The following is an 18,660-nucleotide window of genomic DNA, read 5'->3' as shown; positions in this document are numbered from 1 at the left end:
TCCGAGCACGGAGAAGGAGTAGGAACAAAAAGGATGAATAGAATCACGGGTTGGTCATTCCGCAATAAAGCGGCAATCGGATTGCTGGTGGTCATGGCGCTGGCGATGGGGATCATCAGCTATTTCAGATTGCCGATGGAGTTTCTGCCTGCGGCGGATAATCCGCAGGTCATGATTACATCGATCGGGCAAGGCATTAATGCGAAAACCATGGAACAGAACGTCACGAAGCCGCTCGAGGAAGCGGTGTTGTACACGAAAGGCAAAACTTCGGCGTTCTCAACATCGGGGGACGGGTATTCGCAGATTAACCTAAACTTCGATGCGTCTACCGATATGAAGGAAGCGAAGGCAGAAGTGGAGCGGGCGGTCGCAAGCGTTCAGCTGCCCGAGAACGTCATGAAGCCGTTCGTCGTCCAGTTTCATACGTCAATGATTCCGATCGCCTGGGTCACGTTCACGTTCGACGACAGTCTGAGCGACCATGAACGCGAAGAGCGGTTGACGGAGCTGAAGAACGAGCTCCAGGGCATCGAAGGAACGGGCCAAATTTCGGTATCCGGCGGAGCGCAGCCGGCCATTCACATCATCCCTTCGGCCGAGAAGCTTGCCGACGCGGGAATCCCCGTTCAATCTTTGATGGGCGTTTTGCAGGGCAGAGGCGTTCATTCCTCCATCGGCGACCGGAGCATTGACGGCCAGGCGGCAAGCCTGAACGTTTATGACGAAATTTCGTCACTGGATTCGTTGAAAAAGCTGCCGGTCGCGCCGGGCAAGACACTTGCCGATGTCGCAACCGTTGAGCTGGCGAAGGAGCAAGAGAGCATCAGCCGGATGAACGGCCGGGATGCGGTCATGATGACGATCTCGAAAGCCGCCGACGCGAACGCCGTTACGGTTGGAAAACAGATCGAGAAGACAATTGAGGAAATGAACGATGCGGATAACGGCGTCAATGCTTCCATGTTGCTAAGCAGCGCTGAGTCCGTCGAGCATTCCGTGAACAGCATGCTTCGTGAAGTGCTGCTAGGCGCCTTGTTCGCCACGATCGTCATCCTGCTGTTCATGCGGAATTTCAAGGCGACGATCGTCACGATCGTGTCCATTCCGCTGTCGCTAGGCATTACGCTTTATTTGCTGCAATTGTCCGGCGTTACGCTGAATATTATTACGCTCGGCGGCGTCGCGGTCGCCGTCGGCCGGCTTGTTGACGACAGCATCGTCGTCATCGAAAATATTTATCGCAGGCTGCAGAAGGAAACGTTCTCCGTCTCCTTGATTACGGATGCGACTAAAGAAGTCGCTTCGGCGATCACTTCGTCTACGATTGTGACGGTCGCCGTGTTCTTGCCGATGGGCTTGCTGCGCGGTTCACTGCAGGCATTCCTGCTGCCGTTCGCGCTGACGGTGACATATTCGCTGCTTGCTTCGCTAATCGTCGCGCTGACCGTCGTGCCGCTTCTGAGCGCTTGGCTTCTTCGCGGCACCAAGGAGAAAGAGCATGCCGGTTCGCCTCGGTTCGCGTCGTTCCTGGCCTGGAACCTTCGCCATAAGTGGATCGCGTTGACATTGTCGGTGATCTTGCTTGCCGGTTCGGTCAGCGCATACGTGTTGATGCCGAAAGCCGCGCTCGACTCTTCAAGTGCAGAGAACCTGAACGTAACGCTGGAATACCCTAGCGATACGCCGGAAGCCGATGTGCTCACAGGCGGAACGAAGCTGGAGAGTTACTTGATCGGGCATGAAGGCGTCGAATGGACGTTAATGTCGCTTGGCAACAGCTCGGATGCCGCGCAATACGGCGGCGTGTCGTCGCCGACGCTAGTCAGTTTTATCGTCGATATGAAGGAAGGCGCGGACGCAGAGGCAGTTATGGAAGAAGTGCGCGCTCAGTCGGGGCAGTACCCGGAAGCGGAATTGCTCGCCAGCGCTTCGGATCTCATGATGGGCGGCGGTTCCACGACCGTGTTCATCGACGTAACGGGAGAAGAGTCTAAGCTCGCCGATGCCGCAGGCGAACTGGAGAAGAGCATTGCCGGCATCGACGGCGTGCTGAAGGTAGAGAGCAGCCAGGAAGAGTTAAAGCCTGTCTATGCATTCCGCGTTAATCCGGAGCTGGCGAAAGGCGGAGAGATTGCCCAGCAGCTTCAAGGCACGCTCAATCCGCTGCCGATCGGTACCGTCGGGCTGTCGGATGGCGAGACGCCCGTCTGGCTTCAGCCGGTCGTGAATCCCGCATCGGAGAACGAACTTAACGCGCTTACCGTTATGACGGAAGCGGGTCCTGTCCCGATCTCGACGGTCGCCGAGCTGGTTCGTACGGAAGAACCGACATTGTATTATCACAAGGAAGGCAAACCTTACTTGCGGGTAACCGCAAGCGTCGCTCCCGACAAGCTGTCGGTCGTCGGCAAAGAAATCCAAACGAAGACGGGAGAGCTTGTCCTGCCGGAAGGCGTGGAAGCGACCGTGGGCGGCGCATCCACCGAACAATCCAGCGACTTCGCGGATCTCGGCATTACGGCGTTAATCTCGATCGGCCTGGTATACTTGATCATGGTGTTAACATTCAAGACGCTAAGAGCTCCGCTGGCGATCATGATCTCCTTGCCGCTTGCCGCGATCGGAGCGGTCACGGGCTTGCTCGTATCTGGCGTAACGCCTGATTTCACGGCGATGTTCGGTGCGCTGATGCTGATCGGCATCGTCGTCACGAACGCGATCGTCCTGATTGACCGCGTGAAGCAGAACGAAGAAACGATGACAATTCGCGATTCGCTCATCGAAGCGGCTACGACGCGAATGAGGCCGATCATCATGACGGCGCTCGCGACGATCTGCGCGATGCTGCCGCTCGTGTTCGGATCGCATGAATCCGGAAGCATCGTCTCCCAGAGTTTGGCGATCGTCGTCATCGGCGGTCTGGCCGCAGCTACGCTGCTTACGCTCGTCATCGTACCTTGCGTCTACGAGCTTCTATTCTTCCGCAAATCGCGGAAGCAGCGTAAGGCGGCAAGCGGCGCACTTCGGACGGAAGCAGCAGCGGGCGCGGAAGCCTAGATCGGCGCTGTATCGAGTACGTGATCGCTAGCGTATCACGCAAAGCGCAATAAAGCCGGTAAAGGAAGCAAATTCGCTCCTTTACCGGCTTTTTGTTTTCTATCGCGGAACTAGGAACGGGAGCAGGCCAGCTTGTAGAGCGGCATCAACGCATCATACGTCTCAAGCGCGAAGTCCAGCAGCCGCTCGCCGTCCCGCAGCATCAGATCGTCCGCAGCAATATGCCGTCCGATCAGCAGCTCGGCTTTCTGTACATCCCTGAACCGGATAAGCGCCGTCTTCCAAGCTTCGTCGTCCATCAACCCGGTATCGGCGGCGTCTTTCTTCATATGATCGAGCGACAGCTTGTAGCCGGTCGGAACGGCTCCGATCACTTCGTCCATCTGGTCAAGGTAAGCTGCGGCGATAGCCTTCTTATTCGGCACTTCATAAATAAGCGCAAGCCAGATGAAGACGTGATCGTCGAACAGTCCGAGCTGGAAGTGGGGGTGGGCCTTGTAGCCGCGTTTGTTCCCGCAAATCGACAACCAGGTATCCTTCGGCGCGTTCACTGTTCTTCTGGCGTGTTTGGCGATATGGAGAAACATCTCGTGTCCGGAACGTTCGGCGAGCTCCTCCGCCAGCTTTTCTCCTATCATGCGGAATTTGGGTTGAATCAGCGACTGTATGCCTTTCATTCGTTCGTCGAGTCCTTCCAATCGGAAAACGCCGAAGTCGGCGTGCGTAAATCCATCGAGATGGGACCTCTGAAGTTCGGTTTGTGTCGTAGTCATGGGCAAGCTCCTTTGATGGCATGGATAATAGTGTGAGAAGGTTTATTAATTTAGAATGATTATAACATAACGCGGGAGACATGCCTATCGAATGCCACGAATTGTTGACGGACCTCAGAGTCTAAAAGAAGGAGGGCCTCTTTACTGCCGCCCCTGTTTTTTTGCGCCGGACTCCAAAACGCAGATTAGGCTCCGGAACCTTAAAAATTAGTCAATAATCCAAGTTGCCAGAACATAAGATGAAGTATAAGATAGTGGTAAGAACAAATTGTCAGAACATTTCGTCAACTACTACTTGGTTAAGGGAGGGATTGCCGTGAATAAGAGCTACGAAGTCGAATACTGTAATCTGGAGCTGCGATTCGAACGCCGGCAAATCCAAAATCTCATCCGCGATCTCATTCAGGAAGGATATTCCTTATACTGGAGCGAGACGGAGGGGCAGTTCCTCGTATCCATCCGGACCGGTCGCAAGCTTGTGAAGCTTCAATTCCATCGGATGAACACCCGGTACAAAATTGTAGGCGATTATGTAATCAAGGACGAGAAGCTGTCGGAGCTATTGGAAAAGCTTATTAATGACACACGTGGACATGCGGTCGTCAAGCGGATTAAAGATCGGCAAATCGTGATCGAGAGCATCATGTTCGGCGAAATTATACGACTTGTGGAGGTGTCTGGCATGGAACATCGGATTATTTATCAGAAGAAACCATTCGTTACGATAGAAGAAATGATCAAGGCATTCCAATCGAAGAGAGCGGAAGAGCGGGCTGCTGTCCTTCGGTATGAGCTTGATTACGAATTGTCGGTGCTTCACGAAGCGCTACAAGCCCAAAATGAGGAAGCGGTTACAGAATCGAAGGAAAGGTTAGTTGCGCTCCGTTCGGAGATGCTGCAGCTGGAGTTGTGAACGAATGGCGAAGCCCTTGAATAGCGAGTTTTAGAAAAACGATCAAGCAACTGCGCTTGTAGGCGCGGCTTGCGGGGTCGTTTTTTTGCGCTCAATAAATCTGATGCGGCGGGAGCGACATTTTTCGCGGCAAACGGTTTTCATCTGGTTGCAAAAAGAGTAGAATAAAGCTATTGTGACTTAAAAATATAATAAAAAAGGATGGAAGAAACTCATGTCTAAGCAACAAATCGGCGTTATCGGCATGGCCGTCATGGGCAGAAACCTGGCCCTCAACATCGAAAGCAGAGGGTTCACCGTCTCCGTGTTCAACCGCTCCCGGGAGAAAACGGACGAGCTCATGAGCGAATCCGCAGGCAAGAATCTGGTACCTACTTATACGATCGAAGAGTTCGTGGCTTCGCTTGAAGTACCTCGCAAAATCCTGATCATGGTACAAGCCGGAGCGGGTACGGACGCAACAATCGACTCCCTTGTGCCATTCCTGGATCAAGGCGACATCATCATCGACGGCGGCAACGCATACTTCCCCGACACGCAGCGCCGCAGCAAGGATTTGGAGGCCAAAGGATTCCGCTTCATCGGCACGGGCGTATCGGGCGGCGAAGAAGGCGCGCTGAAAGGCCCTTCCATTATGCCGGGCGGCCAGAAATCCGCGTACGAGCTCGTGGAGCCGATCCTGACGGCTATCTCCGCGAAAGTCGGCGAAGACGCGTGCTGCACGTACATCGGTCCGGACGGCGCCGGTCATTACGTGAAGATGGTTCACAACGGCATCGAATACGGCGACATGCAGCTGATCTGCGAAGCGTACGATTTGCTGCAGAACGTGCTGGGCCTCGGCACGGAAGAACTGCATGAAATATTCACGGAGTGGAACAAAGGCGAGCTCGACAGCTACCTGATCGAGATCACTCGCGACATCTTCTCCAAATACGATCCGGAAACGGGCAAACCGATGGTCGACGTCATTCTGGACTCCGCGGGTCAGAAGGGCACGGGCAAATGGACAAGCCAAAGCTCCCTGGATCTCGGCGTGCCTTTGTCCATCATCACGGAATCGGTATTCACGCGTTTCCTCTCCGCTATGAAGGAAGAACGCGTTGCGGCCAGCAAAGTGCTGAGCGGCCCCGCGAAGGCGCCGTTCCAAGGCGATAAAGCGGCGTTCATCGAAGCCGTGCGCAAAGCGCTGTTCGCGAGCAAAATCTGCTCCTACGCGCAAGGCTTCGCACAAATGCGCGCGGCTTCCGAAGAGTATGGCTGGGATCTGCGTTACGGCGACATCGCGATGATCTTCCGCGGCGGCTGCATTATCCGTGCCCGTTTCCTGCAGAACATCAAGGACGCGTACGACCGCGATCCAGCGCTTCGCAACCTGCTGCTAGACCCTTACTTCAAAGAAATCGTAGAGTCGTACCAAGGCGCATGGCGCGAAGTAATCGCGTCGGCCGTTACGAACGGCGTGCCTGTTCCGGCGTTCTCCAGCGCGCTGGCTTACTTCGACAGCTACCGGACGGAACGCCTGCCGGCAAACCTGCTGCAAGCGCAGCGCGACTACTTCGGCGCCCACACGTTCAAGCGCGTGGACAAAGAAGGCACGTTCCACTTCAACTGGCTGCAATCCTAATCGCTAGCGCTCAGGGACCAATCCGTGGGAAGCCTCGCGAAGCCATTCGCGCAGCCGGTCCGCTTCTTGGTCGCTGCAATGCCTGCGCTGGATAAGCGCCATCGCCGCTTCGGCGAAGTACAGAAAGTTTTTCATGAGGCGTGGCTGCGACAGATCCATGAATGCGGGATCTTCGTCAGCCACCTTTTTTTTGATATAGCCGAGCATCCAGATGACGTCGTCGCGGCAGAGCGGGTGTTCCGGATCGAGAATAGTGCGGATTCTTTGATCGGTAGGATGAAGCGGACGGACCGGGCTTTTCATTTTGGGGTCACACCCTTTGCATAAAGTTTGCATCATTAACATGGATACGGCTATTGCAACTTTTTTATACACCGGAACTGCAAAAAAATGATATGATATGGAAGAATTCGTTTACGCAGAACATGAAAAAGGATGAATGCACACATGGATAGCCGTGCCGTTAATAAGCTCGTGCTGATCGGTTTCATGGGTACGGGCAAATCGAGCGTCAGCCGAGAACTGTCGGAACAGCTTGGCTGGGCGCGGATGGATAGCGACGACGAAATCGTCCTGAGGGAGCAACGGACGATTGCCGATATTTTCTCCTCGGACGGCGAACAACGGTTTCGCGACATCGAATCGGAAGCCATCAGCGACATCTTGCATCGAGAAGAACCCGCGGTCGTTGCCACGGGCGGCGGCGCCGTGCTAAGGGAGCGCAATCGTGCGCTCATGCTGGAGAAGAGCTTCGTCGTCGCGCTAGCCGCGGATGCCGATAGCATCATCGCCCGCGTCTCGCAAGACGAAGAGAGGCCGCTCCTGCAAGGGGATGCCGGCGCCAGGGTTCATGCGCTTCTCGAACAGCGCAGGGGGGCATACGACTTCGCCCACGCGACGATCGATACGACGGGCATGTCCGTGAAGGACGTCGCGCGCGACATTTTGCAGCGTTTGCATGATGCATTCGAAACTGGGAAATCAATCGAATAATGGACTGTTAAAGGAGACCTACCAACAATGGACGTTATCGTAACACCGACTCCCCGGCTCGCGGGAGAAATTCAAGCATTATCTTCCAAAAACTATACGACGCGCTACCTGCTCGTCGCCGCGCTCGCCGAAGGGACAAGCACGATCTATTATCCGGCCCATAGCGAAGACAGCGACGCCATGCGCCGCTGCATCCGCGATCTCGGCGCCGTCGTCGAAGAGGACGAGGAGAAAATCGTCATTACAGGCTTCGGACGCCATCCGAAACCGGCGAGTCAACTGGACGTAGGCAATGCCGGCGCGGTATTGCGTTTCCTGATGGCGATCGCTTCGCTCTGCCCTGACGTGACGTTCATTAACCGTTATCCGGATTCGCTCGGCAAACGACCGCATGACGACCTGATCGAATCGCTAAGCTCCATGGGTGTGAAAATCGAGCATCGCGAGGGCAAGTTGCCGATCCGCATTCAGGGCGGGCAGCCAAAGGGCGGTCATATTCAAGTGTCCGGAAATATCAGCTCCCAATTTCTTAGCGCGCTGTTGTTCCTGACGCCGCTTCTCGACGAAGACAGCGAGATCGAGGTGCTGCATGATCTGAAGTCGAAGGTCGTCGTCGGACAGACGCTGGAAGTGTTGGAGCAAGCGGGCATCGTCATCCACGCGGACGAAGATTACATGCGCTTCCGCGTGCCGGGCCGTCAGCAATACGAAGCGAAGACGTACGCTGTGCAAGGGGATTACCCGGGATCTGCCGCGATTCTCGCCGCCGCTGCGGTTACCGAATCGGATGTGATCGTGCACCGTCTCGCCGAGAATAGCAAGCAGGGCGAGCGCGCGGTCGTCGACGTGCTTCGCATGATGCAAACGCCGCTTACACACGAGAACGGCATCGTCCATGTCAAAGGCAACGGCAAGCTGAAGGCGGTCGAGTTCGACGGCGACCACGCGACGGATGCCGTGCTCGCGATGGTAGCCGCCGCTGTTTTCGCGGAGGGAACCTCCCGATTCTATAACGTCGAGAATTTGAGGTACAAGGAATGCGACCGCATTACCGACTACTTGAACGAGCTTCGCAAGGCGGGAGCGAACGTCGAGGAGCGTCAAGCCGAAATTATCGTGCATGGCAGGCCGGAAGGCGTGGAAGGCGGCGTCGAAATTAACGCGCATTACGATCATCGCGTCATTATGGCGCTAACCGTCGTTGGCTTGCGCGCCAAGGCTCCGCTTCGGATTCGCGATGCCCATCACGTAGCCAAATCGTATCCGATTTACTTCGATCACCTGAAGGCGCTTGGCGCGAACGTGGAATGGGTATAACAAGTTAAAGGCAACATAAACAACGTATGATCGAATCCGAAGAACGGAGGTGCAGGCAATGGCGTTTAGCAATCCATCTCGTGACCGTATCAAAGAAATGTTGAGCAGCAGCCAGACCATTGCGGTTGTCGGCTTGTCCGACAAGCCGGACCGCGTGTCGTACATGGTATCGGAGGCGATGCAAGCGAAGGGATATACGATCATTCCGGTCAATCCGGCCGTCTCGGGGCCTATTCTCGGGCAGCAAAGCTACGCTTCGCTTCGCGACGTTCCCGTGCCCGTCGATATCGTAAACGTGTTCCGCCGGAGCGAACATACGCCGGAGGTCGCGGAGGAAGCGGTCGCGATCGGCGCGAAGATCTTATGGCTGCAGCTCGGCATCTCGAATGACGAAGCCGCATCGATTGCGGAATCAGGCGGGCTGGAAGTCGTTATGGACCGCTGCATCAAGGTAGAGGATTCGATTCTGCTTCCGCAGGGCAAATCCAAAAACTGATGGAATAAGCGCAGGGCTTAGCCTACACAATAAATGAGGGGCTGAGGAGTGGTGGTCAACCATTTCTCCTTCGTGGAATAGAATCATCAACGGGCGGGCCATCGCGGCCCGTTTTTTCTTTCCCTTTCGAGCTTGACGGGATTCGACGGAATCCGCTTTGACAAATAGTTGACGAGCGCTTAACATCAGAATAGACAGGCGGCGATAAAGCGCTTGCCGCGTGTGAGCATGAATGCGATCAACTCGATTTTTGGCGTTTACATAATGAAAGTAACGAATAAATGGAGGTTAAGGACTAGATGACGTTTATAGGGAGCCTGCAGCAATTGGGCAGAGCGTTCATGCTGCCGATGATTGTGCTTCCTGCCGCAGCGGTGTTTCTAAGCTTGAGCCAATTGCCGTGGGAGTGGATCGGCTTGCCTGGCATGGCGGATCATTTGCGCGCGGCCAGCGATATTATTTTTGCTTATTTGCCTTTCATTTTCGCGCTGGGCATTGCGCTTGGCCTGACCGGCAACGCGTTGTCGGCGGGAATCGCTTCGCTTGTGGGGATGGCGATTTACGTCGGCATAACCGGTCAAGCGAGCGCAGAGATCGAGCCGACCGTTCTGATCGGCGCGATCGTGGGTATTTTTTCGGGATTGAGTTACGAACGGTTTAAGGACTTGCGGCTGCCGGAATATATCCAGTTTTTCGGCGGGCCGCGGTTCGTCCCGCTCTTTGTCAGCTTCTTAGCGCTGCTGTTCGCGATCGGAATGGTCAACTTGGCGCCGGTGCTTCAGAATCTATTGGTGGAGCTCGGCGATGTCGTCGCTTCGGGCGGCGGCTTCGGCGTTTTCCTGTACGGCTTTATTCATCGCATCCTCGTCGTGTTTGGGCTGCATCATCTGGTCAGCCACGTGTTCTGGTTCCAGATAGGAGGATATGAGACGGACGCGGGCACGATGGTGTACGGAGACCTTCCGCGATTCTTCGCCGGCGATCCGACCGCGGGCGCTTTCATGGCAGGGCTGTATCCGACGATGATGTTCGCGCTGCCGGCCATCGCATTTGCCATTATTCACGAGGCCAGGGAGGATCTGAAGCCGAAGATTCGCAAAACGTTCCTGTACGCGGCGCTCGCGTCGTTCCTGACCGGCGTAACGGAGCCGGTGGAATTCGCGTTTCTGTTCGTCGCGCCTTACTTGTACGTCGTTCATGCCATCTTGTCAGGCGTCATCATGTGGGTGACGTACGAGCTCGGCATACGCCACGGATTTTCGTTCTCGGCCGGCGCCATCGACTTTTTGATTAACGAGCATTTGGCGACGAAAGGTTGGTTGATCCTTCCGATCGGAATAGTCGTCTTCGCTATTTATTACGTCTTGTTCCGCTGGGCCATCAACCGGTTCCAGATTCCGACGCCCGGCCGCGAGGAAGGCTCGCAGCTGGACGAATGGGCGGGCGATATTCCTTACCGCGCGCCGCTCATTCTGCAAGCGATCGGCGGCAAACAAAACATCGTGCAGATGGAATCCTGCATTACCCGGCTTCGGCTCAAAGTGTCGAACGAGAAGGTCATCGACGTCAACGCGCTTCGCAACCTGGGCGCCGCGGGCGTCATCCGTCTCGGCGGCGGGCATGTGCAAGTCGTGTTCGGCACGTATTCGGAGCTCATTCGCGAAGAGATGCTGAAAGCGATTAGAAGAGACCAGGCGCAAGTGCTGTTCCATTCGCCGCTGCAGGGCCGGATGATCCCGCTCGACGAAGTGCCCGATCCGATCTTCGCCGGCAAGCTGGTCGGAAACGGCGTCGCGTTCCTGCCGGACAAGGGCGAGCTTGTGTCTCCCGTGAAGGGAGAGGTCATCCATATTTACCCGACGATGCATGCGATCGGCATCCGTACGCCGGAAGGGCTGGAGGTTCTGCTTCACATCGGCATCGATACGTCGAAGCTGGCCGGCAAATCGTATTTCCAAGCGGTCGTGAAGGAAGGAGACGCCGTCGTTCCCGGCATGCTGCTTATCCGCTTTAACTTGCAGCGGGTCCGCAAGGAGAGCAAGTCTTTAGCTACACCAATGGTCATAACCAACTCCGACATTGTCCATTCATGGCGCTACGCCCCGTTCAAAGCGGTGAAGAAGGGACAATCATCGGTCATGTCAGTCGTACTTAAAGAGAGCAATGGTGGAGGGGAAGAGGTATGATTCAAGGGATTGGCGCATCAATGGGCATCGCGATCGGCAAAGCGTTCGTGCTTCCCAACTGGGAGTGGGAAGTGCCGGAAAACAAAATCGACGTCGCGGATTTCGCCAGGGAGTTCGAGAGGGTATACGAGGGAATTCGAACGTCCAAGCACGAGATTCAACAAATCAAGGATGAGCTTCGCGAGGTCGTAGGTTCGGACGAAAGCCAAATTTTCGACGCGCATCTGGCCATTCTGGACGATCCCGTGTTCATGAACGAAATCCAAGGCATCATTCAGCGGCAATACAAAGCTGCGGAGGTTGCGGTGAAGGAAGCGATCGATCACTTCGTCACGATGTTCGACTTGCTGGATGACGATTATATGAAGGAACGCGCGCTCGACATCAAAGACGTCGGCAATCGGCTGCTCAAACATTTGTTAGGCGTTCCCGAGGTCACGCTTCCTTCGGATACCCAGCCTTTTATTCTCATTGCCAAGGAGCTCTCCCCTTCGCAGCTGGCCCATATCAACCCCGACCATGTGCTCGGGATCGTGACGCTTGCGGGAAGCACGACTTCCCACTCTTCCATCATGGCGCGAGCGCTCGGCATCCCGCTGGTCGTAGGCGTGGAGCCGAATCTCGTCGAACCGATCGCAACCGGCCAGACGATCGTCATCGACGGCGGAGACGGCACCGTTTATATCGATCCCGACCAAAGCATCGTCGATCTCTATAACGAGCTGCACGATCGGCACGCGGAAGCGAAGCGCAAACTGCAGCATTTCGCTGAATGCAGCTCGGTTACGCCGGATGGCAAGTCGCTCAGGCTGGAAGCGAATATCAGCTCGCTCAAGGAGCTCGAGATCGCGATGGCCGGAGGCGCCGCTGGTGTAGGCCTGTTCCGGACGGAATTTTTGTACATGGATCGGAATCGTTTCCCTAAGGAAGAGGAGCAATACGAAGTTTACCGCAGCGTTGCGGAACGGTTGGGCGGCGAACCACTCGTGATCCGCACGCTCGATATCGGCGGAGACAAGCAACTGGATTATTTCGACATCCCAGAGGAAGACAATCCGTTCCTCGGCTACCGTGCCATCCGGATCTCGCTGGACCGGAAGGATTTGTTCAAGACGCAGCTGCGAGCCATTCTCCGCGCGAGCGTCTACGGCGCTGTCAAAGTGATGTATCCGCTCATCGCTTCCGTCGACGAAGTAAGGGCGGCGAACGAAGTGCTTGCGGAGGCGATGCGAGAGCTGGAATCCGAGGGGATTCCGTATGACCGGAGCATCCCGGTCGGCGTTATGATCGAGGTACCGGCAGCCGTCATGATCGCGGATCTGCTTGCGCAGGAAGTCGACTTCTTCAGCATCGGGACGAACGACCTCGTTCAGTTCACGCTCGCCGTAGATCGGATGAACGAAGAAATCTCCCATTTGTACGAACCGTTCCACCCCGCGCTGCTGCGCATGATCAAACAGACGGTCGAAGCGGCCAAAGAACGGGGCATTACGGTAGGGGTATGCGGGGAGCTTGCAGGAGACATGCGCGCGCTTCCGCTCTGGCTCAGCCTGGATGTGGACGAGCTTAGCATGTCGGCGCATTCCATCCTGCCGGTGAAGGAACGGCTGCTCTTCACGAGGCAGGACGAATGCAGAGAAGTGCTGCGCGATTTGCAGCATTGCCGTACGAGCGGTGAGATCATCGGCAAGCTGGAAGCTTTCATGGAGGTCATGGACGAACAAACAGCGAACGGTTAACCCGTTCGCTGTTCCAATGCATCGACGAAAGCTTTGGCATAAGGAGGCAGATCGGGCGGACGCCTTGCGGAGATCAAGTTGCCGTCGACGACGACGGCTTCGTCGAACCACGTCGCGCCGGCGTTCTCCATATCGTCGCGGATGCCCGGCGTCGAAGTGACCTTGCGACCTTCCAATATTTTCGCTGAGATTAATACCCAGCCGGCATGACAGATCTGTCCGATCGGCTTGTTCGCCGCGTTAAGCTCTTGAACGAGCTTCAGCACCTTCGGATAGCGGCGAAGCTTGTCCGGCGCCCAGCCTCCGGGTACGAGAAGGCCAGCGATATCGTCGGCATTCATCTCGTCGAAGGATAAGTCGGCAACCGCAGGCACGCCGTATTTGCCGATATGCGTTTTGCCTTTCTCCGGTCCTGCGTACAGGACGGTAGCACCGGCTTCGCGCACGCGATAGACCGGATACCATAATTCCAAATCCTCGAATTCATCATCCAGCAGGCAGATGACAGTTTGGTTATGCAAGGACATTCTTTTTCCTCCATTTCAAGCATGAGTGCAGTGCAAATATATTCCTATTGTAGCGAAGGAGCAACCATGAATCAAATTCAACCCAATATCGCCAGACCTTCTGCGCTGCGGTTATTCCGGTTCGTGCCTGCCGTCGCCTGGATGACCGTCATCTTCATCCTATCGTCTCGCACGGGCGACGAAATCAATACGATGCTCCCGTTCTTCCAGCGTTTTTTCCCCGGCATGACGGACTTCAATTGGGGGCATTTCGTCTCGTACTTCCTGCTGGCCGCCGCATTCGACTACGGCTTCGGCGCTAGGTCGGAGCGATGGGGGATGAAGGTGTTCATTGTCGTCTTGTGCGGGCTTTATGGCATTACGGACGAGCTGCATCAGTCTATGGTCGGAGGGCGGATGATGGACGCTGCCGACGTTCGGAACGACTGCATCGGAGCTGCGGTTTGGACGATTCTGGTCGCGATTCCTCCCATTAAACGGTTATGGAGGAAAGGATCGAAGTAGCAAAAATTTCATGAAAGAACGAAGCAGGAGTTTTGGCAAAAAAGGTCGAATTGTTTACTCACTCCCGCCTGCGAGCGTGCAAGGGGACTAGCGGTATCATTCGCTATGATAAGGAGTTGACCTATTTTGCGTAAAACATGCCATTGCGGCGAGATGATGACGATGAAACTTCGAACGGTCATCTATTCGGGCAAAGTCGAAATCGATAACGTACCGATCTTCTCCTGCGCTGCCTGCAGCAGAAGCGAAGTCATACCGGAAGTAAAACCCGATCTGACCGGACTGATCGCTAGGTTAGGCGCAGAACCGGATAAACAGACATTCCTGTTTAACGAATGCAACGAATGGGCAGATTTGTTGGTAGAAGCCAAAGTAAACAAGAAGCCGCCGGAACCGCAAGACGTGGAAGCGTTGATCCAGCAACGGATCAATACGCTGCTGGACTTGTATCTTCTCGCGCAGACACTTGGAGACGAGGCTTGGATAACCGAACTGAACAAGCGGCTGCAGCAGCTTAGCAAACGTTCTCTGCTTGCTTAAGCGCGAACGATTCGTCAAGAATGGCTGCCATTTTGCGTGATCTCGCCTATGCCAATTTGTTGCCGCTTATTCGCGCACATTGCGAAAAGTAATATTTTGTCGTATGATTACGTTAATAATCGGCGAACTGTACATATGAGCAAACCTTACGACCAATGGACGATCCGAGGAAGGCAAGGTTGAACCATACTGTTGTAGACAAAATCTGAGCAAATGGAGAGAGAATCCGTGACGGTAACCATTTATGATGTAGCAAGAGAAGCAGGAGTATCCATGGCTACGGTATCCAGGGTCGTGAACAACAACCCGAACGTGAAGCCGGCAACGAGGAAGAAAGTGTATGAAGCAATCGAACGTCTGGGCTATCGTCCAAATGCGGTTGCACGCGGACTCGCGAGCAAGAAAACAACAACGGTCGGCGTGGTCATTCCGGATATCTCGAATGCGATTTTCGCGGAGGTCGCGCGCGGCATTGAAGATATTGCCAATATGTATCATTATAATATTATCCTTTGCAACGCGGACAAAAAGAAGGATAAGGAAATTCGCGTTATCAATACGCTGCTGGAGAAGCAAGTCGACGGCCTGTTGTTCATGGGCGGAGCGGTGACGGACGAGCATTTGCAGGCGTTCAAGACGGCGAACGTGCCGATCGTGCTTTGCGCGACGAGCGATGACCATAACCAAATTCCTTCGGTTGACATTAACCATGAAGAAGCGGCTTATGACGCGGTCATGAAGCTGACCAGCCAGGGCCATAAACGGATTGCGATGATTAGCGGAACGCTTCAGGATCCTTCTAACGGGTATGCCAGATTCCAAGGCTACAAACGTGCGCTTGAAGCGTCGGGGATTCCATACGATGACACGTTAGTTCGTATCGGCAATTACAGGTACGAATCGGGCGCGGAAGCGATGAAATATTTTATCGAGCTGGACGAGCGTCCGACGGCCGTATTCTCCGCAACCGACGAGATGGCGATCGGCGCAATCCACTGTATTCAAGATTCCGGGCTGCAAGTTCCCGGCGACATCTCCGTTATTAGCGTCGACAACAGCCGAATGGCGTCCATGGTTCGTCCGCAGCTTACTGCGGTCGCGCAGCCGATGTACGATATCGGAGCGGTGTCGATGCGTTTGCTGACCAAATTAATGAAAAAAGAAAACGTAGAGCATGCCAAGGTCGTATTGCCTCATGAAATCGTTATACGGCAATCGGTCGGAGGAATTTAATTGATATGACAGCACAGAAGATAGGCATCATCGGCGCGATGGCCGAAGAAATCGAACGTCTCCATGAGCATGTAGACGTGACGAACACGTTCGCGAAAGCAGGAATTACGTATTACGAAGGAAAGCTTCACGGCAAGCCGGTCATCTATTGCAAGTCGGGCGTAGGCAAAGTGAACGCCGCCGTATGTACCCAATTGCTGATCGATGCCGGTGCCGATTATGTATTGTTCACGGGCGTGGCGGGAGCTTTGGATCCAAGCTTGAACATCGGAGATATCGTCGTATCCAGTGCTTGCATCCAGCACGATATGGATTGCAGTCCGCTCGGCTATAAGCAAGGCGAAATTCCGTTCCACCCGAATTCGGAGTTTCAGGCGGATCCCCGCCTGATCGAGTTGGCCGCCAGCGCGAGCGAAAGATTGTTTCCCGGTCGCTGCTTGACCGGCAAAGTGTTGTCCGGCGACCAATTCATCGCCAGCAGGGAGAAGGTCGAGCAGCTTCATCAGGCGCTGCAAGGCGCTTGCGCAGAGATGGAAGGCGCTTCAGTCGCGCAAGTTTGCGAGATGAACGAGGTACCCTTCGTGGTTATCCGTTCGATGTCGGACAAAGCCGATGGTTCCGCGCATGTGAACTTTGCCGACTTTACCGTACAGGCTTCGAATCATTCCTATCAAATTATCGACGACATGTTGAAGCATATCTAAAATAAGAAGAGCAACCGGAGGCCGATTGGCCTTGTCTGGTTGCTCTTGTTTTTTTAATCGAAGTAGGACACGTCTATAGATCTTGAATGACGATAGCCTGAGTGATGCGGTTGCTCTGTGAGATCTGTTCCCTTCGAGGAGCAGGCGGTATATCCTCCGTTTCGTCCAACCAGCGTCGCGGCAGAGGTACGGAGCTGAGGGACGTCCAACGCGTGATCCACGACGCCGGCAAAGCAGGCGCTTCCGACCCTCGGATTTCGCCGGCTAGCGGATGATCCGTCATTTCAAGCCAAATCATTGCCCAAGCGCGAGGTACGACCCGCCAAATGTCATAGCCGCCGCCCCCAATCGCGATCCACTTGCCATTCGCATACGTATGTGCGAGTTCATGAATAATGGCAGGTATCTCCTTGTAAATGTTCATGCTGCAATGAATGTGTGAAAGCGGATCGAAGGCGTGGGCATCGCAGCCGTGCTGGCTAATAATGACGTCGGGCTTAAACGTTTTTATGACTTTGCGCAGCGTGACATTAAAGCTCTCCAGCCATGATTCATCTTCGGTGAACGGCTCGAGGGGCATGTTGAAGCAGGTTCCGTAGCCGCTGTCCGCTCCTTTCTCATGGGCGAATCCCGTTCCCGGGAACAAATATTTGCCCGTTTCGTGGATCGAATAGGTGCAGATGTCCGGCTCGGCGTAAAATACCCATTGGACACCGTCGCCGTGATGCACGTCGGTATCGATGTAAAGCACGCGCGCCTGATAGCGCTCCCGAATATATTGAATCGCGATGGCCGCATCGTTGTATACGCAGAAGCCCGAAGCTTTGTCGGGGAAAGCATGATGCAATCCGCCGGCCAAGTGGAAGGCATGGAGCGCCTGGCCGCTCATCACGGCTTCAGCCGCGGAAACCGAACCGGATACGATTGCGGAAGCCGCTTCGTGCATCCCTGGGAAGAACGGGGTATCTTCCGTCATCAAACCGTATTGCTCGGCTGTAACGGATCTGCTGCGCGGATCCGCATCGTCGTTTAGCGTTTTGACGGCGTGCACATAATCTGGGCGATGGACAAGCTGGAGCAGTTCATCCGTGCAATGGATGGATGGAGGCATAAGCTCGGCATCCGTCAGCGCCCCGGCTTCCTTCAGCAGATCGATCGTCAAGGTCTGACGGATAGGATCGAAAGGGTGATCATCATTGAACTTGTAGCGGGATGAATCGGAATGATGAATGAAAATGGCGTTGGATGACATTCGGAATTCCATTCCTTTCTCGCGAAAGTATCGGTAGTTTTATGTGCGATAGTGTTAATACATATATCGATTGCGGAATCGGACCCGATCGAATTGCTCGATTGAAGCTAATGGGACTTCTTTGCCGATTCGGACCATGAGACAGTTCGCGGGGTGGGAACATATTTCCGGGTCGTCGGTCGCAAACCAGATCATGCCTGCGGATTTCATCAATCGTTCCATCATATTTCGGTAATCCCATACATTCAGCTTGGTGCCTTCCAAATCCCAGTGCCAGTAATATTCCGTCGTGAACACGATCATGTTCTCAAGCTGATTCTCCGCGAATGCCATGGCGATTAACCGTTTGCCGAGTCCGTAGGAGCGATATTCGTCCGCGACTTCGATCGCGCCGAGCTCGACAAGATCGGCCATTCCGCCTTCGGACCATCGTTCCAGTTCGTCTGGGTAATGAAACGTCACGTAACCGACGATCAAGTCGCCTTCGCGGGCAAGCACGATTCGCCCTTCGTCCAGCCCGGATATCTCGACGAGCGCCTCATGCTGCTCTGCCGGCCTCCGGAAGGCATCTAGCGAAGCATGCATCTTGTAACCCGCAAGTCTGGAAGGCGGAACCGGACCTTCGATGATGAGCTCACGGTTGTCGTTAATCACGATTTTGTCGGTCTGAAGCCGTTTGCGGTGTTCCAAGGGATCAGCACCTTTCGTCCGATATGATGAGAATTATGATCGTTTCTTCCGAATTTTTGATTGTTATCTACTTCTCTTTATAACAAACAATCAAGAAAATGAAAAG

Annotated in this window: 17 protein-coding genes; 12 read left to right on the top strand and 5 right to left on the bottom strand. The window is 54.7% G+C overall.

From position 1 onward, the window contains the following. The first annotated feature begins 33 nt into the window (after positions 1 to 33). Positions 34 to 3,060, top strand: coding sequence for an efflux RND transporter permease subunit (locus RB620_RS15730; protein WP_308095835.1), 3,027 nt, complete (start codon positions 34 to 36; stop codon positions 3,058 to 3,060). A gap of 110 nt (positions 3,061 to 3,170) precedes the next feature. Here RB620_RS15730 and RB620_RS15725 read toward each other — a convergent pair whose 3' ends face one another. Further along, complete coding sequence (locus RB620_RS15725; RefSeq protein WP_308095833.1) at positions 3,171 to 3,833, bottom strand: DUF1054 domain-containing protein; 663 nt, start codon at positions 3,831 to 3,833, stop codon at positions 3,171 to 3,173. 316 nt (positions 3,834 to 4,149) lie between these two features. On the opposite strand from RB620_RS15725, the gene RB620_RS15720 reads away from it, so the two are divergent. Then, positions 4,150 to 4,746, top strand: coding sequence for a hypothetical protein (locus tag RB620_RS15720; protein ID WP_308095832.1), 597 nt, complete (start codon positions 4,150 to 4,152; stop codon positions 4,744 to 4,746). 214 nt (positions 4,747 to 4,960) lie between these two features. Then, on the top strand, positions 4,961 to 6,373 hold the full coding sequence (gene gndA / locus RB620_RS15715) for an NADP-dependent phosphogluconate dehydrogenase (RefSeq protein ID WP_308095831.1): 1,413 nt from the start codon (positions 4,961 to 4,963) through the stop codon (positions 6,371 to 6,373). A 3-nt stretch (positions 6,374 to 6,376) separates the two neighbouring features. Here the strand turns inward: gndA and RB620_RS15710 are convergent, their stop codons facing one another. Continuing rightward, on the bottom strand, positions 6,377 to 6,676 hold the full coding sequence (locus RB620_RS15710; RefSeq protein WP_308095829.1) for a hypothetical protein: 300 nt from the start codon (positions 6,674 to 6,676) through the stop codon (positions 6,377 to 6,379). A gap of 144 nt (positions 6,677 to 6,820) precedes the next feature. Here RB620_RS15710 and RB620_RS15705 point away from each other — a divergent pair, with 144 nt between their 5' ends. The 5 genes from RB620_RS15705 (at position 6,821) to ptsP (ending at position 13,104) form a co-directional block, all read left to right on the top strand. After that, the gene (locus tag RB620_RS15705) at positions 6,821 to 7,366 is read left to right on the top strand and encodes a shikimate kinase (RefSeq protein WP_308095828.1); all 546 of its coding nucleotides are present in this window, start codon (positions 6,821 to 6,823) and stop codon (positions 7,364 to 7,366) included. A 27-nt stretch (positions 7,367 to 7,393) separates the two neighbouring features. Further along, positions 7,394 to 8,683 (top strand): 3-phosphoshikimate 1-carboxyvinyltransferase, encoded by a 1,290-nt coding sequence (gene aroA, locus RB620_RS15700; RefSeq protein WP_308095826.1) that lies wholly within the window; start codon positions 7,394 to 7,396, stop codon positions 8,681 to 8,683. 58 nt (positions 8,684 to 8,741) lie between these two features. After that, positions 8,742 to 9,179, top strand: a complete 438-nt coding sequence (locus RB620_RS15695) for a CoA-binding protein (protein ID WP_308095825.1) — start codon at positions 8,742 to 8,744, stop codon at positions 9,177 to 9,179. Between the two features lie 299 nt (positions 9,180 to 9,478). Beyond that, positions 9,479 to 11,365 carry a glucose PTS transporter subunit IIA gene (locus RB620_RS15690; RefSeq protein WP_308095824.1) on the top strand — a complete coding sequence of 629 codons (1,887 nt, stop codon included), beginning with the start codon at positions 9,479 to 9,481 and terminating at the stop codon, positions 11,363 to 11,365. Then, complete coding sequence (gene ptsP / locus RB620_RS15685; RefSeq protein WP_308095823.1) at positions 11,362 to 13,104, top strand: phosphoenolpyruvate--protein phosphotransferase; 1,743 nt, start codon at positions 11,362 to 11,364, stop codon at positions 13,102 to 13,104. The genes RB620_RS15690 and ptsP overlap by 4 nt, the downstream gene beginning before the upstream one ends. Here the strand turns inward: ptsP and RB620_RS15680 are convergent. Continuing rightward, positions 13,101 to 13,631, bottom strand: a complete 531-nt coding sequence (locus tag RB620_RS15680; RefSeq protein ID WP_308095822.1) for a type 1 glutamine amidotransferase domain-containing protein — start codon at positions 13,629 to 13,631, stop codon at positions 13,101 to 13,103. The genes ptsP and RB620_RS15680 overlap by 4 nt on opposite strands. A 66-nt stretch (positions 13,632 to 13,697) precedes the next feature. Between RB620_RS15680 and RB620_RS15675 the strand changes: the two genes are divergently transcribed. The 4 genes from RB620_RS15675 (at position 13,698) to RB620_RS15660 (ending at position 16,612) form a co-directional block, all read left to right on the top strand. Then, positions 13,698 to 14,135: a VanZ family protein gene (locus RB620_RS15675; RefSeq protein WP_308095821.1), complete on the top strand. Its 438-nt coding sequence runs from the start codon at positions 13,698 to 13,700 to the stop codon at positions 14,133 to 14,135. 126 nt (positions 14,136 to 14,261) lie between these two features. Next, positions 14,262 to 14,675: a hypothetical protein gene (locus tag RB620_RS15670; RefSeq protein WP_308095819.1), complete on the top strand. Its 414-nt coding sequence runs from the start codon at positions 14,262 to 14,264 to the stop codon at positions 14,673 to 14,675. A gap of 228 nt (positions 14,676 to 14,903) precedes the next feature. After that, positions 14,904 to 15,908: a catabolite control protein A gene (gene ccpA, locus RB620_RS15665; RefSeq protein ID WP_308095818.1), complete on the top strand. Its 1,005-nt coding sequence runs from the start codon at positions 14,904 to 14,906 to the stop codon at positions 15,906 to 15,908. 5 nt (positions 15,909 to 15,913) lie between these two features. Continuing rightward, positions 15,914 to 16,612 carry a 5'-methylthioadenosine/adenosylhomocysteine nucleosidase gene (locus RB620_RS15660; RefSeq protein WP_308095817.1) on the top strand — a complete coding sequence of 233 codons (699 nt, stop codon included), beginning with the start codon at positions 15,914 to 15,916 and terminating at the stop codon, positions 16,610 to 16,612. Between the two features lie 73 nt (positions 16,613 to 16,685). Here RB620_RS15660 and RB620_RS15655 read toward each other — a convergent pair whose 3' ends face one another. Both RB620_RS15655 and RB620_RS15650 read right to left on the bottom strand, forming a co-directional pair. Continuing rightward, positions 16,686 to 17,864, bottom strand: a complete 1,179-nt coding sequence (locus tag RB620_RS15655; protein WP_308095816.1) for an acetoin utilization protein AcuC — start codon at positions 17,862 to 17,864, stop codon at positions 16,686 to 16,688. Between the two features lie 54 nt (positions 17,865 to 17,918). Beyond that, entirely contained in the window at positions 17,919 to 18,554 is a 636-nt protein-coding gene (locus RB620_RS15650) for a GNAT family N-acetyltransferase (protein WP_308095814.1), read from the bottom strand. Between the last annotated feature and the right edge of the window lie 106 nt (positions 18,555 to 18,660).

Source organism: Paenibacillus sp. LHD-117 (assembly GCF_030929555.1).
Lineage (GTDB): Bacteria > Bacillota > Bacilli > Paenibacillales > Paenibacillaceae > Pristimantibacillus.
The sequence above is the reverse complement of the archived record's forward strand: the minus strand, read 5'-3'. Positions and strand labels throughout refer to the sequence as shown.

Bases quoted from the DNA above. Each gene is read 5' to 3' on its own strand.
- RB620_RS15695 (WP_308095825.1), top strand. From the start codon at position 8,742: ATGGCGTTTAGCAATCCATCTCGTGACCGTATCAAAGAAATGTTGAGC.
- RB620_RS15655 (WP_308095816.1), bottom strand. From the start codon at position 17,864: ATGTCATCCAACGCCATTTTCATTCATCATTCCGATTCATCCCGCTAC.
- RB620_RS15680 (WP_308095822.1), bottom strand. From the start codon at position 13,631: ATGTCCTTGCATAACCAAACTGTCATCTGCCTGCTGGATGATGAATTC.
- RB620_RS15675 (WP_308095821.1), top strand. From the start codon at position 13,698: ATGAATCAAATTCAACCCAATATCGCCAGACCTTCTGCGCTGCGGTTA.
- RB620_RS15710 (WP_308095829.1), bottom strand. From the start codon at position 6,676: ATGAAAAGCCCGGTCCGTCCGCTTCATCCTACCGATCAAAGAATCCGC.
- gndA (WP_308095831.1), top strand. From the start codon at position 4,961: ATGTCTAAGCAACAAATCGGCGTTATCGGCATGGCCGTCATGGGCAGA.
- RB620_RS15660 (WP_308095817.1), top strand. From the start codon at position 15,914: ATGACAGCACAGAAGATAGGCATCATCGGCGCGATGGCCGAAGAAATC.
- RB620_RS15705 (WP_308095828.1), top strand. From the start codon at position 6,821: ATGGATAGCCGTGCCGTTAATAAGCTCGTGCTGATCGGTTTCATGGGT.
- RB620_RS15725 (WP_308095833.1), bottom strand. From the start codon at position 3,833: ATGACTACGACACAAACCGAACTTCAGAGGTCCCATCTCGATGGATTT.
- aroA (WP_308095826.1), top strand. From the start codon at position 7,394: ATGGACGTTATCGTAACACCGACTCCCCGGCTCGCGGGAGAAATTCAA.
- RB620_RS15730 (WP_308095835.1), top strand. From the start codon at position 34: ATGAATAGAATCACGGGTTGGTCATTCCGCAATAAAGCGGCAATCGGA.
- RB620_RS15690 (WP_308095824.1), top strand. From the start codon at position 9,479: ATGACGTTTATAGGGAGCCTGCAGCAATTGGGCAGAGCGTTCATGCTG.
- ptsP (WP_308095823.1), top strand. From the start codon at position 11,362: ATGATTCAAGGGATTGGCGCATCAATGGGCATCGCGATCGGCAAAGCG.